Source organism: Roseovarius sp. A-2, assembly GCF_002072155.1.
In the GTDB taxonomy this organism is placed as follows: domain Bacteria; phylum Pseudomonadota; class Alphaproteobacteria; order Rhodobacterales; family Rhodobacteraceae; genus Roseovarius.
Map to the genome: position 1 here is coordinate 1 of NZ_BDIY01000017.1, position 17142 is coordinate 17142.

The window sequence follows — 17142 nt, forward strand, 5'->3', positions numbered from 1 at the left end:
AAAAGGCCCCATTCCGCCCTTGATCGGCAGACGCCTGACGACGCATATTGGGTAGGCTTGGAACAACAAGAAGCAGCATGAAACCTAAACCCGATACACCTTAGAAAAGCTGCAAACATGTCCGAAAAGGTGGGACCACTTCAATCCTTGCATGCCGCGCGTGATCCTGGTGGCTCGCCCTTGCTGCCCGGCGCGCCAGAGGGCACAAGGGTGAGAGAGCCAGTGGGGTCTTCGAAGTGGACAAGCAGATACAAAATCGGGTCGATCTGACGACCGGCATGCTGCTGGTCGCGATCACCTGTCTCGTGATCCTGCACGAGTGGCATGTCGCGGCATGGATGGCCCCGGCGAAACCCGCGCTCGTGCTGCTGCTTGTTGCCATTCTGGCGGCGCAGGTCCGGGCCTCGCGCAAGGTCTTCGTCGCGGTGGCGCTTGGCCTGACCGTGGCGCTCGGTATGCACGCGTCGGGCTGGCAGCTGGTTGTTCTGGACGGGTTGCGCTCGGCGGCGTTCATCGCGGCGTTCTTCTCGGCGCTCTCGACGCTGCGCAATGTTGCGCAGACCTCGGCGGCGGTGCAGGCGGCTGGGCGGTTCCTGTCGGCGCAGCGCCCCGGGCGCCGCTACGCGGCACTGACTGCCGGCGGGCAGGGCTTTGCGCTGCTGCTCAATTACGGCGCGATCCAGCTGCTCGGGGCACTGGCGCTGGCCAATGCCGAGACCGAGCCCGATCCGGAGGTGCGCGGCCACCGTATCCGGCGGATGCTGCTGGCGATCCAGCGGGCCTTCGTGTCGACCCTGCCCTGGTCGCCGCTGTCCTTTGCCATGGCGATCTCGATCAGTGTGGTGCCGGGCGCGACCTGGTCGCAGGCGCTGGTGCCGGGGCTGGTGTCCTCGGCGCTGCTGGCGGGGATCGGTTGGGGTCTCGACACAGCGTTCAAGCCACGGCTGAGCGTGACACCCCGGCGACAGACACCGGAGGGATCCTGGGCGCTGATGTTGCCGCTGCTGGCCCTACTCGCGGTGCTGGTGGTCAGCGTGATCGGTCTCTCGGCCATCACGGATGTGCGAATCGTCGGGCTGGTGGTGGTCATCGTGCCGGTGATCGCGCTGGTGTGGATGCTGATCCAGCATTGGGGGCAAGCACCTTTGCAGTCAGTGGCGCGGCGGGTCGGTGACTACGTGACCCGGGAACTACCGGGCTATCGCGAGGAGCTGACGCTCTTGATGATGGCGGGGTATATCGGCACCGTCGGCTCGGCGCTGCTCGTGCCGCTGATGCAGCGCGCAGGGCTTGATCTGTCGATGTTGCCGCCCTGGTTGCTGCTGGTGAGCTTTGTCTGGTTAATTCCGCTGGTCGGGCAGCTCGGGATGAACCCGATCCTGGCGGTGACGCTGATCGCGCCGCTCATTCCCGGGGCCGAGACCCTCGGCGTGGCGCCGACGGCCATCGTTGTGTCCCTGGCGGCGGGATGGGCGCTGAGCGGGGCCAGTTCGCCCTTCACCGCGACGACGCTGCTGATCGGCTCCTTCGGGGGCATCAGCGCGCAACGTGTCGGCTTGGTCTGGAATGGGGTCTACACGGTGCTCTGCGGGGGGATGCTGTCGCTCTGGGTGGTGCTTTACGCCTTCGTCTTGTGACGGCATCAGGGCCCATGACTTCGGCGCTGCAATGCTCACTAGCTTGTCCGCCATCGGCTGTGCGTTTCCCGTACCGGGGCTCGAATCCAGCTGAGCGGACGACAGACGCCATGCGGTGCTGCCACCATCACCCGTCGTGGACGGGCTTCCTCGGTGACCTACGTGAAGCCCTGCAAAGGAGAAACGCATGTCCCTACTCGTCCTCGTCCTCGTCACCGGCGCGATCTTCCTGGTCGCCGACGCCATCATGCTCTCGACTGTCATGCAGCCGCTCTTCGCTCAGCATCTGGGCGAAACGCTCCGCCCGGGCATACGGCCCCTCCCGGCCGTGTTGTTCTATCTCATCTACATGGCCGGCGTGATCTGGTTCGCGGGCTGGCCGGCACTGCGCGATGGCACGCCGCGATGGTGGCAGCCGACATGGCCTGGGGCTCGGCACTCACCGCGCTATCGGCCTGGGGCGGGGTCATGGCCGCCCGGGCTATCGGGTGAACGGACAAGCGCGACCTTCAAGTGCCACCATTGAAATTTTATGGTGCAATTTCGCAGACCACGCGCCGCTGTCTACGCACGTTGCAGTAGACGGACCCATGCCCGCCACCCTTCTTGTCCGCACCAATGAAGCCGCCGCAACGCTGGGAATCATCCAAAGCACGCTCTACGCGCGCGCGCAGACGGGGCGCTGTCCGGCCCCTATCCAGTGGGACGAAACCACCGTCTGGCGCGTCCGCGACCTCGAAACCTTTGTCGATCGACTGGCGGGCCAGATTGCGGGCCAGCCACGCAGCACAGCGCACATCATCAACAAAAAAAGGGCATGGCTAGCCAGAATGGTGCGGGTGGAGGGACTTGAACCCCCACGCCTTGCGGCGCCAGAACCTAAATCTGGTGCGTCTACCAATTTCGCCACACCCGCACTGACCCGAGCGTGTTGAAACGCCCGACTGCGGGCTTCTCTAGCAAAGCGCTGCACCGGATGCGAGCAGAAAACGCGCGCGCGCCGTCGATGGATGTGTTGAAAAAAAGGCGCGACATTAACCGAAAATTGCCATATTCTGAGCAAATAAAGAGGCAGTAACAAAGCGAGAAACGCCATGAAACCGAAAACGGTCGGGCGGTCGGACGGCGAATTGGCCGTCATTCCCCCTGTGGACTGCGGCGGTCTGTGCGCCGACAGTATCATCCTAACCCTGAACGGCGAGATCTGCGTCGGCGATCTACGTCCGGGCATGCGCGTCATCACCCGTGATCGCGGCGCGGTGCCGCTGACAAGGATCGAGATGCGGCGTGTCACCTGCCGCGCGGTGCGCATTCTGGCCGGCTCCCTTGGCCATACCCGACCCGAGCGTGACGTGGTCCTGCCCGCCGGTCAGTCGATCCTGGTGCGCGACTGGCGCGCCAAGGCGCTGTTCGGTGCGGATCAGGCGCTGGTCCCCGTCTCGCGTCTGGTCGACGGTGAATTCGTGACGCTGGAACCGGCACGCGAGATCGTGACCTGCGATCTCGGTTTCGACGGTGCGCATGTTCTCTATGTGGACGGGCTCGAACTCGCGACTGGCCCTCAGACCGTGGCGGCGCACCGGACAGCCTGAAGCGCCCGGCGCTACAAGCCAGCGGCGCGCAAGACACCCGGGACGGCCTCTGGCAGGTCTTCGGCAATCAGGCCAGGGCCAAAGGCACGCGCACATTCCACATGCAGCCAGGTGGCGCTTCGGGCCGCCTGAACGGGGGGCATCCCGCGCGCCAGAAGCCCAGTGATGAACCCCGCCAACACATCGCCCGATCCGGCCGTCGCCAACCAAGGGGACGCCCGGTCATACTGAGCCGAGTTGATTGCACAGCGCCCGTCCGGTGCGGCGATCACCGTATCGGGCCCCTTGAAAAGAACAATACAACCCGCCCGCTCCGCCGCCGCGCGCGTCGCGTCCAGCTTGGAATAGGCCGGGCCCTTTGTGGCAGGCGTGGCCAGTTCTGCCGCGATGTCCGGGAACAGGCGGGCGAATTCCCCGCCATGCGGCGTCAGCACGCAGGTCTCGTGCAACATGGCAAAGAGGGTCTCCGGGGCGTCCTTGAATGCGGTCAGTGCGTCCGCATCCAGGACCGTCGGGCGGGGGTCACCCCCGCCAAGGGCCACGGGCACCAATTCCCGCGCCCGTGTCACCCCCAGCCCCGGCCCAAGGCACAAAGCATTCAAACGGCTGTCCGCAAGCACCTCTGCCAGAGCCTCGCCATGCTCCACCCGCCGCAACATCAGTGCGGTGATCTGACAGGCCACCTCCTGCTGCGCCGACCCTGGCACGCCGAGCGTCACCAGCCCCGCCCCGATGCGCAACGCCCCCCGCGCCGCCAGCCGCGCGGCACCGGTTCGACCCGCGCCACCCGTCAGGATCAGGGCATGGCCGTGGGAATATTTGTGGGTTTCCGAGGACTTGGCCATATGCGCGGAAGAACCGTCTTTAACCAACCGGACCAAATCTTGCAGCGGCACTGCGGGAGAGCGGCCGCCGGCCGGTAACCCGCCGCTGCCCTCAAGGCCGATGCTCTTGACGATGAGTTTTCCTGTCCGACAGGGACCGTCTGATAGATAATGTCCCAGTTTGGCCGCGTGAAAGCTGACGGTCAGGTCCGCCCTAGCACAGGCACCGAGCGGTCGGCCACTATCGGCGCAGAGACCGGACGGCATGTCCACCGCGACCACCCGCACTGGCTTGGCCCGAAGGCTGTCAAACGCGCGCAGGATCTGCCCTAGATGGCCCTCTACGGGTCGGGCAAGCCCCGTCCCGAAAACCGCATCGACGACGAGAGCCGAATGCTCAGCGTGGCTGGCCGAGACCGACGCCAGATCCGCGACAGCGCCCAGGTATCGCCAGCGCTCGAAATTCGCCTTCGCATCCGGCGGCAGCTTGGCGGCATCGCCATAGAGAAACACCTCGACCTCCCAGCCCCAGTCCTTCAGCAACCGCGCCACCACAAACCCGTCGCCGCCATTGTTGCCGGGACCACAAAGCACGAGTGCCTTGTGGGGGGCCTGCGCCAGATCCGGCCATGCCTCGAACACCGCCTCGACCACGCCCCGCCCGGCGCGCTCCATCAGGTCAAGCCCGGTGACCGTGCCCGAGTCGATTGCGGCCTGTTCAATGGCGCGCATTTGGGCGGCTGTGAGGAGTGCGTGCATTCCTGGCCCTTTCTCGATTCAATTTCGCCACATAATGTGGCGACTTGCACATTTATTAGGCATCACCCATGGTGCCCCCTTAGGAACGACGCTGGAGCGACTGTAACCGATTGAGACCCCCGCTGAGAAGTGGTCTGCACGTTGCGAAACGACAACCGAGGAGGCCCGCGCCCATGAAAAAGATCGAAGCGATCATCAAGCCCTTCAAACTCGACGAGGTGAAGGAAGCGTTGCAGGAAGCAGGCATTCAGGGCCTTTCGGTGATCGAGGTCAAGGGGTTCGGCCGCCAGAAGGGACATACCGAACTATATCGCGGGGCCGAATACGTGGTGGATTTCCTGCCCAAGGTAAAGATCGACGTCGTGCTTGACGACGATCAGGTCGATGCCGCCATCGAGGCCATCATCGACGCCGCGAAGACCGACAAGATCGGCGACGGCAAGATTTTCGTCAGCCCCGTCGAACAGGCAATCCGCATCCGCACCGGCGAGACCGGACCGGACGCGCTCTAACCCATTTCCCAACAAGAAAAGGAAGAAGAGAATGAGCAAAGACGCGATTCTCAAGCAGATCAAGGACGAGGATATCGAGTATGTCGACATCCGCTTCACTGACCCGCGCGGCAAGCTGCAACATGTGACGGTGATGGCCGATCAGGTCGACGAGGACTTCCTCGAGGAAGGGTTCATGTTCGACGGCTCGTCCATCGCAGGGTGGAAATCGATCGAAGCCTCGGACATGAAGCTGATGCCGGCATTCGACAGCGCCTATGTCGATCCGTTCTACGCCGAAAAGACGCTTTGCATCCATTGCTCGGTGGTGGAGCCCGATACCGGCGAGCCCTACAACCGCGATCCGCGCGGCACCGCCGAAAAGGCCGAGGCCTATCTGAAGGCGTCAGGTATCGGCGATGTGTCCTACTGGGGCCCCGAGGCGGAATTTTTCCTGTTCGACGATGTGCGCGTCTCGAACTCGATCAACAAGGTGTCCTATGAGGTCGACGCGCTCGACGCATCCTGGAACACCGACACCGAATACGAGATGGGCAACACGGGCCACCGCCCCGGCGTCAAGGGCGGCTATTTCCCGGTGAACCCGATCGACGACGGGCAGGATATCCGCTCGGAAATGCTGTCCACAATGAAGCGTCTCGGCATGAAGGTCGACAAGCATCACCACGAGGTGGCATCGTGCCAGCACGAGTTGGGGCTGATCTTCGGCACGCTGACCACGCAGGCCGATGAGCTGCAAAAATACAAATATGTCATCCACAATGTCGCACAGGCCTATGGCAAGACCGCGACCTTCATGCCCAAGCCGATCTATGGCGACAACGGCACCGGCATGCATGTCAACATGTCGATCTGGAAGGACGGCAAGCCGCTCTTTGCCGGTGACAAGTACGCCGATCTGAGCCAGGAGGCCCTGTGGTTCATCGGCGGCATCCTCAAGCACGCGAAAACGCTCAATGCCTTCACCAACCCCTCGACCAACAGCTACAAGCGCCTGATCCCCGGCTTCGAGGCCCCGGTACTGCGCGCCTATTCGGCCCGCAACCGTTCGGGCTGCGTGCGTATTCCGTGGACAGAGAGCCCCAAGGCCAAGCGTGTTGAGGCGCGTTTCCCTGATCCGTCGGCAAACCCCTACCTGTGCTTTGCCGCGCTCTTGATGGCCGGTCTCGATGGCATCAAGTCCAAGATCGACCCGGGCGAGGCGATGGACAAGAACCTCTACGACCTGCCCGCCGAAGAGCTTGAAGGCATCCCCACCGTCTGTGGCAGCCTGCGCGAGGCCCTTGATGCACTACGTGCCGATCATGCGTTCCTGCTTGCCGGTGACGTCTTCACCAAGGATCAGATTGACGGCTATCTCGACCTCAAGATGGAAGAGATCGAGCTTTACGAGCACACGCCACATCCGGTCGAATTCCTGATGTATTACAGCTGCTAAGCCAGCCTGCAGACCGATTACGGCCTGCCCCGACAGTCAAAGGGCGCCCCCGACAGGGGCGCCCTTTTTCATGCCCCCACACCGTTGCCGTTCTGGAACCAAAAACACAAAAACGTGAAGACTGCCTAAATGTATCCTCATTTGAAACAAACTGGTTCCGCTTTCTCAGATCAACTTAAGAGTGTGAACTAACGAATGGACCCGTCCCATGACCCATACGACTCAAAAGGTTACGGCAGGGCTAGTATTTCTCGGTATGAGAGCACTCGATATAATCGCGATCAGCAAGCGGATCGCCCACACTCTGGACCAGCTCGGCGAAGAGGTGACGATGCAGAAATGTCTGTCGGAGGATGCCGCACTCCTGCGAACGGATCAGTTCGACCTGCGTATCCAGATCGAGCGCAAACGGCATGTAGACCGGCTGGACGTTCCGGCCGATCACTATATCGAAGTGACGCTGATGCGCGAATTCGGCCCGCCCTGGGCGGATGCGGAACCCTATCAGGCGATCATGGCCTATGCGCTGGCCGCTCTGCATGTCCCGCTGGCCCCGGATTTCGTTCAATGGATCGAGCCGGGGGCCTTGTTGACCCGGGCCGAGTTCCGCGCCGCGATCACACCGCCGCAGGAGAACGAGCGCGTCCGGACCCGCATGCGGCGAGGGCGAGACCGTCTGCCCAATGTCGAAGATGCCTACACCGGGCTTCAGGGCCGTATTCCGCATGGCAAGAACCATAGCGCCGAAGATGCCGAGCGCCTGCGCAGCCTGCGCGCGGCATTTTGCGATCCCGAGCCGGAGGATCTACCCGACCCGTCGGACGGTATCCGCGAAGAGACCGCACCGCTGCGGCTCAGCGTCTGGATGATGACTTTTACTCTGGCGATCTTCGCGCTGCCGGTTGCCGCCGGGCTGATGGTGTTCAATCTGTTGCGCGGCGAAAACCTACGACTGGCTTCGCAGACCGCGGCGCTCACGGGCCTGTTCATGTCTTTGCAGGCCAGCGGCGCGATGGCCGAAGCCGTCGATATGGTGCGAGGCCTCGGGATATGACACGCGCCCTGCCCTCAGCGCGCTTGGTGCTGTTCGCCAGGCACGATAGGATCGCCCGCAAAGGCAATCCGTTGAGGAGAGGTGCGATGAAAAAACCTGTCGTGATCCGCCGCGTGGCGCACGCGCTCGGGCTCGGGCTGTGGTTGACAGGAGGATCGGCCGCGATGGCCGCCACCTGTGGGAATACCGCCCAGGGATTCGAGAACTGGAAGGCAGCGTTCAAGCACGAGGCCGCCGCCGAGGGCGTGGGCGCACGTGGGATTCAGGCCCTGGAGGGCGCGCGCTACGCCACCGGCACCATCGCTGCGGACCGCAATCAGAAGAGCTTTCGCTACAGCCTGGAGAAATTCATGCAAGTGCGCGGGGCCGACACCATCGTCGCGCAGGGCCGCAAACGTCGCACCCGTGACGCGGTGTTCTATGACGCGCTGGAGCGGCAATACGGTGTGCCGGCAGGGGTTCTCATCGCGATTCACGGCATGGAAACTGCGTTCGGTGGCTTCATGGGCGACACTTCGGTGGTTTCGGCCATCGTTACGCTGACCTATGATTGCCGCCGCTCCGATTTCTTTCGCCCGCATGCCATCGGAGCGCTGAAACTGGTGGATCGCGGCAGCATCACCGGTCAGACAAAGGGCGCGCGGCACGGCGAATTGGGCCATACGCAGTTCTTGCCCGGCAACGCACTGCGCTACGGTGTGGACGGCAATGGCGACGGTCGGGTCGATCTCTACAACCTGACCGATGCGATGGCCTCCACCGCCCATTTCCTGCGTCAGCAAGGCTGGCACCCCGGGGAGGGATATGCCGCGGGCCAGCCCAATTTCGCCGTGATCGAGCAATGGAACGCGGCTACGGTCTATCAACAGGCGATCGCGCTGATGGCGGCGCGGATAGTCGGAAGCGGATCATGACGGCCCCGCCCTTCGCAACCTGTTCGCGGACGGCAATCGTTACGAGTGCCAAAAATGTGCGGTTCACCTTGACCCAGAACCATCGAGGCATGACATGAGCAGACAGAATTTCGGCGGGATCACCGCCCTTGAATATCACGCGCCTCCGGATATGGATTTCCCCGATATCGTGGAGGAGTTCGACATCGCCTCGCATGCGCTGGCCACCCAGGTGCGCCGCCTGACATGGGATGGCGAGGACGTGGCGATCATCGACCGCGAAAGCGTGCGCATCGCGCTCGGCTGGTTACCCGCACAAAAAGCGCAACGGCCGCATTACCTCGTGATCGCGGTCGGACAGCCCGGGCGCAGGTCGCGCGCGGCGCTCGACCCGGCGGCATATGACACGCTACTGCGCCGCGCGGTCGAGCGGGTGCGCGAATACCTGCCCTTCGATGCGCAATTGAACGGCCCCGCCGGGCTGCCCGTCGGGTCGGCGCTGATCGACCACACCTTTGACCTGTTGACGGCGACCGCCCCAAAGACACCCAACGCCACGCGCCGCAGAAAGCGCCGCGCACGCGACGCGGAAAATTGGGCTGACGGCGCCGTGGACCCGGATGAGGTACGGTCTTTTCCGCGCCCCGCCTCGGTGCCGATGCGGCTGACAATCATCACCTTCGGGCTGACATTGTTCCTGCATGCCCCGCCCGTGGGAGCCGCGCTCCTGACCTACACGACCCTGCGCGAGGCGCAGCCGTTGCTGTTCGGCTAGCTGCGGGGTCGGCAAAGTCCTGCTTCGACACTAGGCATTTAAGCCCCGCCTCAGCGTGCGATCACGTAGCTGTGGATCGAGAAAACGCAGGCCCGTGTCTCGGGCATGCGCAGCACGCATTGCCGCTCCGAGCGCAGGAAGGGCAGCTTCATCGCCTCTTCCGGCTGCACACGCTGTCGCGGCTGATGCAGCGTCGCCTCGGCATAGTAGAGCGCGTTGAACCGCCAGAGCGGGCGGCCAGGCTGCACCCCGTCAAACAGCCGCTGCACCCGTCGCGCGATGCCGTCATCATAGGACGGCACCGGTACATGGATCGCGGTCAAGGGGCGGCCGATCTTCTCGGCCAGCCGCCAACTCGCCGGAAAGCACAGCACCGCCGCAGTCAGCACGTGTTCCGCGCCGCGCCGTTCCAGCAGGCAGAGATCCTCCTGCACCAGATGCCCCAGGGTGCCCATCGGATCGTCGCGGTCAATGGCCACGCTCACACCATCGGGGCGTCGCACCTCTTTTGCGGAAATGACGTAGCCCGCTCCGTTCTCTGCCAGCCAGTCCAGCACATATTGCAAAAGCTCGGCCATCGCGGGCGCCGCCCCGTCGGTCACGGCCAGCACATCGTCGCGCCGCTCCGACAATAACCGCGCACGTTCAGCCATTTGCGCGCTGAATGCCTCGTCCACCAAGAGCCACTCCGCCATATCGAGCGGCGCGATGCCCGGCAGCGGGCGCTTGGCCTCCACGTCATAGGGCAGGCGTTGCTGCAATATCTCGGTCATTCGTCCTCCGGTCTGTAGCATGTCACCATGCGGTAATCCTTGCGTGGGCCACGCACTCGCCATGTCACGCTGAACTCCGGCCAATTGTCAAAATCATAGATGCCGTCATATTGATCCGGGTCGCACCAATGCGCGGTCTCTCCGCCCTCGGGTGGCACATGATGGAAAAACCGGCCATCCTCGAAAGACACCGCCAGATCGCTGTCCCAAGAATACCGCCGCTCCACCTGCATCGGCACATGGCCCTCGATCCGCATCTCGCCGGTCTCGGTATAGGCCAGCCCCGCACTGTCGCGCACCCAGACCGCGCGGCCCGTCACGGTGGCACGGCACCCATCCGCCTCGGCCACCTCGCGCGTGAACGACCACGCCCCTTCGAAATCCTGCAATCGTCTTGGCCGCATGCGCCGCCCTCGCCCCCGCCTTGCCGTGCTGTCCCTTAGCCACTACAAGCGCGCTCAACCGCTTTCCACACCAATCTGCAAGGACCGCCGATGATTCCCCGCTATTCCCGCCCCGATATGGTCGCCATCTGGGAGCCCGCCACCAAATTCCGCATCTGGTACGAGATCGAGGCGCATGCCTGTGACGCCATGGCCGATCTGGGCGTGATCCCGCGTGAGAATGCGAAAGCTGTCTGGACAGCTAAGGATGTCGAATTCGACGTCGCGCGCATCGACGAGATCGAAGCCGAGACGAAACACGATGTGATCGCCTTTCTGACCCATCTGGCCGAGCATGTGGGCAGCGACGAAGCGCGCTTCGTGCATCAGGGCATGACCTCGTCGGACGTGCTCGACACCTGTTTCAACATCCAGTTGACCCGCGCCGCCGATATCCTGATCGCGGATATGGAGGGGCTGCTGGCCGCCCTGAAACGCCGCGCCTATGAGCATAAGGACACGATCCGCATCGGGCGCAGCCACGGCATCCATGCCGAGCCGACCACGATGGGGCTGACCTTTGCCCGCTTTTATGCCGAGATGGACCGCAACCTGACCCGCCTGCGCACCGCGCGCGACGAGGTCGCGACCGGGGCCATTTCGGGCGCGGTCGGCACCTTCGCCAATGTCGACCCGCGGGTCGAGGACCATGTTTGCGCCAGGCTGGGGCTAAAGCCGGAGCCGATCAGCACGCAGGTCATCCCCCGCGACCGCCACGCGGCCTTTTTCGCCGCGCTCGGCGTTGTGGCGTCGAGCGTCGAGAACGTGTCGGTAGAAATCCGCCACATGCAACGCACCGAGGTTCTGGAAGGGGCCGAGTTCTTCTCGATGGGGCAAAAGGGCTCTTCTGCCATGCCGCACAAGAAGAACCCGGTGCTGACCGAGAACCTGACGGGGCTCGCGCGCATGGTGCGCTCGATGGTGATCCCGGCGATGGAGAACGTGGCGCTCTGGCACGAGCGCGACATCTCACATAGTTCGGTCGAGCGAATGATCGGCCCCGACGCCACTGTGACCCTCGATTTCGCCCTCGCACGACTGACAGGTGTCATCGACAAGCTGATCGTTTATCCTGACAACATGCTGGCCAACATGAACAAATTTCCCGGCCTCGTGATGTCGCAGCGGGTCCTGCTTGCCCTCACGCAGGCCGGTGTCAGCCGCGAGGACGCCTACCGCCTTGTGCAGCGCAACGCGCTCAAGGTCTGGGAGACAGGCTGCGACTTCAAGACCGAATTGCTGGCTGACCCCGAGGTGACGGCGGCGCTCAGCCCGGCCGAAATTGAAGAAAAATTCGACCTTGGCTATCACACCAAGCATGTGGACACGATTTTCGCGCGAGTCTTCGGAAAATCGTGATAGACCGAAACCCTGTTCAACAGGGAGACATTTCATGAAACTGACAGTCGGACTTGCCGCCCTCGCCCTCGTAGCCCTGCCCTCGCTCGCCGCGGCGGGATGCAGCTATGGCAAACAGAAACAGGCGCTTTCCTGCGCCCAAGGCACGACCTGGGATAGCGCGACCAATACCTGCCTGCCCACGTCGAGCTGATGCGGAAAGGGGCGGGATGATCCCCGCCCCTCTTTCACCGTTCTACAAATACTCAAATCCGACGGCGCGCCGCTCAGGTCGGCATCCGCTCTTCGACGATGCCCGCCCACCAGCTGCACCCGGCCGGGATTGCCTCGTCGTTGAAGTTGTAGTCGGGGTTATGCACCATAGCCGTATCCCCATTCCCAACGAGGATATAAGCGCCCGGGCGCTCCTCCAGCATGAAGGCGAAGTCCTCGCCGCCCATCACCAGAGGCGCCTCGGCGCAGTCGCCGCTCACCTTGGCCGCGACCGCAGCCGCAAACTCGGTCTGTTCCTCGTGGTTGACCATCACCGGATAGCCGCGATGATAGGTCACCTCGGCCTGCCCGCCAAAGCCCGCCGCGACATGCTCGGAAATCGCACGCAGACGGGTTTCAGCCAGATCACGCATCTCGGGGCTCATCGTACGCACGGTGCCGCGCAGATGCACCGATTGCGGGATCACGTTGAACGCGTTCGACGAGGTCTGGAACGAGGTGACCGAGACCACCACCTGATCGACCGGGTCGGCATTGCGGCTGGCGATGGTCTGCAACATCGTCACCATATGCGCGGCCATCACCGTGGGGTCGACCGTCTCCTGCGGCTTGGCGGCGTGACCGCCCTTGCCGGTGACCTCGATATCGAACTGATCGGTCGCGGCGAAGAACGCGCCGGGACGGATTGCGAAGCTGCCTACCGGGCGGCCCGGCCAATTGTGCATGCCGTAGACCTCCTGAATACCGAACCGTTCCATCAGCCCGTCATCGCACATCGCCTTGCCGCCTGCCCCGCCCTCTTCGGCAGGCTGGAAGATCACCACCACGGTGCCGTCGAAATTGCGCGTCTCGGCCAGATAGCGCGCCGCGCCAAGCAGCATCGCGGTATGTCCGTCATGGCCGCAGGCATGCATCGCGCCGGGGGTCTTAGAGGCATAGTCCACTCCCGTCGCCTCGTGGATGGGCAGCGCATCCATGTCCGCGCGCAGCCCGATCACCTTGCCCGAGCCGGTGGACTTGCCCTTGATCACCCCCACAACGCCGGTGCGCCCGATGCCGGTCACGACCTCGTCACAGCCGAAAGCCTCCAGCTTCTCGGCCACCAGCGCGCTGGTGCGGTGCGTCTCGTAGAGAATTTCGGGATGGGCGTGGATATCGCGTCGCCATTCGGTGATGTCGCCGTGCAATTCGGCAAAACGGTTCTTGACGGGCATACTCTGCACTCCTGTTCGCATTTCGGGATTGCCGCCAAGGTGGCGCATTCGTGTGGGCTCTACAAGGGGGGCGATTTGCGATATACATTGCCGCGCGGCTCAGCTATGCGTCGCGGCTTGCGCCACGGGCGCGCGACTCATGCTCAAGGCCCCTTTTTTGATGATCCCCCAGACCCTCTCTTCCGCTCTTACCGCACGCGGCTATGACACGCTCACCCCCGTTCAAGAAGCCGTGACCGATGCATCCCTCGGGCAGGCCGACCTACTGGTCTCGGCGCAGACCGGCTCGGGCAAAACCGTGGGCTTCGGCCTCGCCATCGCCTCGACGCTGATGGGGGACGCGCCTCGCCTGCCCCCCGCCTCCGCCCCTCTGGCGCTGATCGTGGCGCCCACGCGGGAACTGGCGCTGCAGGTGATGCGAGAGCTGAGCTGGCTTTATGCCGAGACCGGCGCGCGGCTGGTCTCTTGCGTCGGCGGCATGGATGCCCGCGACGAACGCCGCGCGCTGGAACGCGGCGCGCACATCGTGGTGGGCACACCGGGGCGGCTGTGTGATCACATCAATCGTGGCGCGCTCGACATGGGCAGCCTGCGCGCCGTGGTGCTGGATGAGGCCGACGAAATGCTCGATCTGGGGTTTCGCGAGGATCTCGAATTCATGCTGGCGGCGGCCCCCGAGGGCCGACGCACGCTGATGTTCTCAGCCACCGTACCACCGATGATCGCCAAGCTGGCGGAGAAATTCCAGCGCGACGCAACGCGGGTGACCACGCTGACCGGCGCCAAGCAGCACAGCGACATCGCCTATCAGGCGCTGCGCGTGGCGCCGCAGGATGCCGAGGGCGCGGTGATCAACCTGCTGCGGTATCACGACGCGCAGAACGCCATCGTCTTTGCCAATACCCGCGCGATGGTGGCACGGTTGACCGCACGCCTCGCCAATCGCGGCTTTGCCGTGGTATCACTCTCGGGCGAGCTCAGCCAATCCGAGCGCACCCATGCGCTTCAGGCAATGCGCGACGGGCGCGCACGCGTCTGCGTCGCCACCGATGTCGCCGCGCGCGGCATCGACCTGCCCAATCTCGATCTCGTCGTGCATGCCGAACTGCCCACCAATTCCGAGGGGCTGCTGCACCGCTCAGGCCGCACGGGCCGCGCCGGGCGCAAGGGCGTTTCGGCGCTGATCGTGCCTGTGAAGGCGGTGAAGAAGGCCGAACGCCTGCTAAAATTCGCCAAGATCACGGCGGAATGGACGACGCCCCCCACAGCACAGGATATCGAAGCACAGGACCGCGCACGGCTTCTGGCCGACCCGGTCTGGGCCGAGGCCCCGTCCGAGACCGAGACCGCCTTTGCCGACGAACTCCTGACGCTGCACAGCCCGCAACAGATCGCCGCCGCCTATCTGCGGCTCTATCAGTCTCGCTGGTCCGCGCCCGAGGATCTGAGCGCGCCCGATGCCGCGCCGCCCGCACGCGAGCGCGCGCCGTTCGGGCCGAGCACATGGTTCGCGCTCTCGGTCGGGGCCGGCGACCGGGCCGAGGCCCGCTGGCTTCTGCCGCTCCTGTGCCGGGCCGGGAACCTCGACAAATCCGCCATCGGAGCGATTCGGGTGCAGGACAAGGAGACCTTTGTCGAGCTAAGCGACGCGGCGGTGGCCGGTTTTCAGTCAGCCCTCGGCGCGAATGGCGCGCTTGACGAAGGGATCACCGCGCGCAAGATCGACGGTGCCCCCGATCTCGGCCCCGCCCCGCGTGCCCCGCGCCAAGACCGGGACACGCGCGCACCGCGCCCCGACCGCGCCTCGCGTGACAAGGACACATCCCGACCCGCGCCCAAACCGCGCGCACGACCGGCCCTCAAGCCCGACCGTCTGGAAAAGGCAGTCGAGAGCGGCGCGGTAACGCCCGCGCGCAAACCCCGCTCAGACGCGCCTAAACCGGCCGAGAAAAAGCCATGGGCCGACAAGAAACCGGGCAAGCCCGCCTATGCCAAGACGCCCGGCAAGCCGGGGGCCAAACCCTTTGACAAGCCCAAGGCCAAGCCCGCGCCGCGCCCCGAGGCCCCTGCGGCACCGGCCAAGCCCAAGCGCAACCCGGCTAGCGATACCTCCAAGCGGTTCACCCCGCCGGGCACGCCCGGAAAACCCGGCAAGCCGGGCAAACCCAAGCCTAAGCCCAAGGGCGCACCCTCGAAATCGCGGCCGGGGTTCGGCGGCAGTACCCCGCCCAAGCGGCGCAAACCATAACGGCCCCGCGTGGCAATCGCCGGGACCGTCCTGTCGGGGAATCTGCGGCGGATCACATCTACGATCCACCGAGCAAGAGGTCTCATACCAACGGCCCTATAGATTGACCGTTTTTGCCTATTCGCGGTCACTGATTGAACGGACACGCTCGGGATCGTTTGCAAAGACGTTCCATGCCTCGCAGCATCGTGTGACGATGTCATCGCAGGTATCGAACACAGAGCGGCTTCATTTACGGCGGCGAATTGACCCGGACTGTCATCAGTGTCGGAGTGCGTTTCGCGTGACCGCCGTCGGATAGCGACCCACGGCGTGGTGTAAGAGCGCCGATCATCTCAAAGTGTCAACGGTCCGTGCATCCAGGGCGGTGCGATAGCAGTCATATGTTCCGCCACAGCCCATCCGTGGTCTGGGTCAGCGGATAACGGGGTTTTCGCCACCCGTGGTGGGAATGCTGTTTCGCTCGGGACAAAACCGCCTATATTGGCCGCCACAGCAAACAGGATACAGGACAACCGATGCAGGTCGCACTTCACGCTGGCGCACACATGACCGATGAGGGCAGGCTGATTACCTGCCTCGCGTCAAACCGCGAGACGCTGGCCCGGTTTGGCACCAACGTGCCGCCCACCGTCAGCTATCACAAGCTGTTGCGCGACATCCTGCAACTCGCCCAGAAGGGCCCGCTCTCTGACGAGGCGCGCGAGGTGGTGGTCGATGCGATCAGCACCGAGGATGTCACCGACCGGCTGGTCCTATCCAATCACGGGTTCTTCGGGACACCGAAAATGGCGGTGGCCGGTCCGATCCTCTATCCGGCAGCGGATAAACGTCTGAGCCAGTTTCGCCAAATCTTTGCCGACGACCGGCTGGAGCTTTTTTTCGGCCTGCGCAACCCGGCGATGTTTCTACCAGCGTTGCTGCACGGCACGCCGTATAGCTCCGTCGCGCGGATGCTCGATGACAACGATCCGACCGCGATCCGCTGGTCCGAGTTGATCGCGCGCATCCGCAACGCCCATCCCGACCTGCCGATCACCGTCTGGTGCAACGAGGACACGCCGATGATCTGGTCGCAGATCGTGCGCGAGATGGCCGGGATTGACGCCACAGTGCCGATCACCGGCGAATTCGCACTGCTGTCGGAGATCATGACCAAACCTGGCCTGCAACGCTTCAACGCCTATGTCGACAGCCATCCGGGCATGACCGAGGTGCAGAAGCGACGCGTGATCGCCGCCTTTCTCGACAAGTTCGCGGACGAGGCGGCAATCGAGGAAGAGCTCGATGTACCCGGCTGGACAGAGGACGTGGTCACCCGCCTTACCGAACTATACGACGAAGATATCTATGAGATCCAGCGCCTCGACGGCATCCAGATGATCACCCCGTGAGCCGTTCGGCGGCG

General features: G+C 64.0%; 16 protein-coding genes and 1 tRNA gene. 12 read left to right on the forward strand and 5 right to left on the reverse strand.

All coding sequences use genetic code 11. The features are described from left to right. Positions 1-236: 236 nt before the first annotated feature. Both BHD06_RS16120 and BHD06_RS16125 read left to right on the forward strand, forming a co-directional pair. A complete protein-coding gene (locus tag BHD06_RS16120; protein WP_080458011.1) occupies positions 237-1637 on the forward strand; it encodes a hypothetical protein in 1401 nt (466 codons plus the stop codon). 187 nt (positions 1638-1824) lie between these two features. Then, entirely contained in the window at positions 1825-2163 is a 339-nt protein-coding gene (locus BHD06_RS16125; RefSeq protein ID WP_307718134.1) for a DUF2177 family protein, read from the forward strand. A gap of 305 nt (positions 2164-2468) precedes the next feature. Here the strand turns inward: BHD06_RS16125 and BHD06_RS16130 are convergent. Next, positions 2469-2553, reverse strand: a tRNA-Leu gene (locus BHD06_RS16130). A gap of 178 nt (positions 2554-2731) precedes the next feature. On the opposite strand from BHD06_RS16130, the gene BHD06_RS16135 reads away from it, so the two are divergent. After that, positions 2732-3229 (forward strand): Hint domain-containing protein, encoded by a 498-nt coding sequence (locus tag BHD06_RS16135; RefSeq protein WP_080458012.1) that lies wholly within the window; start codon positions 2732-2734, stop codon positions 3227-3229. 11 nt (positions 3230-3240) lie between these two features. Here BHD06_RS16135 and BHD06_RS16140 read toward each other — a convergent pair whose 3' ends face one another. Beyond that, positions 3241-4812, reverse strand: coding sequence for an NAD(P)H-hydrate dehydratase (locus tag BHD06_RS16140; protein ID WP_080458013.1), 1572 nt, complete (start codon positions 4810-4812; stop codon positions 3241-3243). A 173-nt stretch (positions 4813-4985) separates the two neighbouring features. On the opposite strand from BHD06_RS16140, the gene BHD06_RS16145 reads away from it, so the two are divergent. The 5 genes from BHD06_RS16145 to BHD06_RS16165 all read left to right on the forward strand — a co-directional run bounded on the left by BHD06_RS16145 (position 4986) and on the right by BHD06_RS16165 (position 9484). Then, complete coding sequence (locus BHD06_RS16145) at positions 4986-5324, forward strand: P-II family nitrogen regulator (RefSeq protein WP_080458014.1); 339 nt, start codon at positions 4986-4988, stop codon at positions 5322-5324. Between the two features lie 31 nt (positions 5325-5355). Further along, the gene (gene glnA, locus BHD06_RS16150) at positions 5356-6762 is read left to right on the forward strand and encodes a type I glutamate--ammonia ligase (protein WP_080458015.1); all 1407 of its coding nucleotides are present in this window, start codon (positions 5356-5358) and stop codon (positions 6760-6762) included. Positions 6763-6970: 208 nt separating this feature from the next. After that, complete coding sequence (locus BHD06_RS16155; RefSeq protein WP_139784764.1) at positions 6971-7816, forward strand: hypothetical protein; 846 nt, start codon at positions 6971-6973, stop codon at positions 7814-7816. An 86-nt stretch (positions 7817-7902) separates the two neighbouring features. Beyond that, positions 7903-8730 (forward strand): lytic transglycosylase domain-containing protein, encoded by an 828-nt coding sequence (locus tag BHD06_RS16160; RefSeq protein ID WP_080458017.1) that lies wholly within the window; start codon positions 7903-7905, stop codon positions 8728-8730. Between the two features lie 94 nt (positions 8731-8824). Beyond that, entirely contained in the window at positions 8825-9484 is a 660-nt protein-coding gene (locus BHD06_RS16165) for a hypothetical protein (protein ID WP_080458018.1), read from the forward strand. Between the two features lie 50 nt (positions 9485-9534). Here the strand turns inward: BHD06_RS16165 and BHD06_RS16170 are convergent, their stop codons facing one another. Then, positions 9535-10257, reverse strand: coding sequence for a DUF3445 domain-containing protein (locus BHD06_RS16170; RefSeq protein ID WP_080458019.1), 723 nt, complete (start codon positions 10255-10257; stop codon positions 9535-9537). After that, a complete protein-coding gene (locus BHD06_RS16175) occupies positions 10254-10661 on the reverse strand; it encodes a DUF6314 family protein (RefSeq protein WP_080458020.1) in 408 nt (135 codons plus the stop codon). The genes BHD06_RS16170 and BHD06_RS16175 overlap by 4 nt, the downstream gene beginning before the upstream one ends. Positions 10662-10751: 90 nt before the next feature. On the opposite strand from BHD06_RS16175, the gene purB reads away from it, so the two are divergent. Next, a complete protein-coding gene (gene purB / locus BHD06_RS16180; protein WP_080458021.1) occupies positions 10752-12059 on the forward strand; it encodes an adenylosuccinate lyase in 1308 nt (435 codons plus the stop codon). 34 nt (positions 12060-12093) lie between these two features. Next, complete coding sequence (locus tag BHD06_RS23810; RefSeq protein ID WP_176214380.1) at positions 12094-12252, forward strand: hypothetical protein; 159 nt, start codon at positions 12094-12096, stop codon at positions 12250-12252. Between the two features lie 73 nt (positions 12253-12325). Here BHD06_RS23810 and BHD06_RS16185 read toward each other — a convergent pair whose 3' ends face one another. Beyond that, entirely contained in the window at positions 12326-13486 is a 1161-nt protein-coding gene (locus BHD06_RS16185) for a M20 aminoacylase family protein (protein WP_080458022.1), read from the reverse strand. A gap of 160 nt (positions 13487-13646) precedes the next feature. Between BHD06_RS16185 and BHD06_RS16190 the strand changes: the two genes are divergently transcribed. After that, positions 13647-15734 (forward strand): DEAD/DEAH box helicase, encoded by a 2088-nt coding sequence (locus tag BHD06_RS16190; RefSeq protein WP_080458089.1) that lies wholly within the window; start codon positions 13647-13649, stop codon positions 15732-15734. Between the two features lie 518 nt (positions 15735-16252). Then, entirely contained in the window at positions 16253-17128 is an 876-nt protein-coding gene (locus BHD06_RS16195) for a hypothetical protein (RefSeq protein ID WP_080458023.1), read from the forward strand. The last annotated feature ends 14 nt before the right edge of the window (positions 17129-17142 follow it).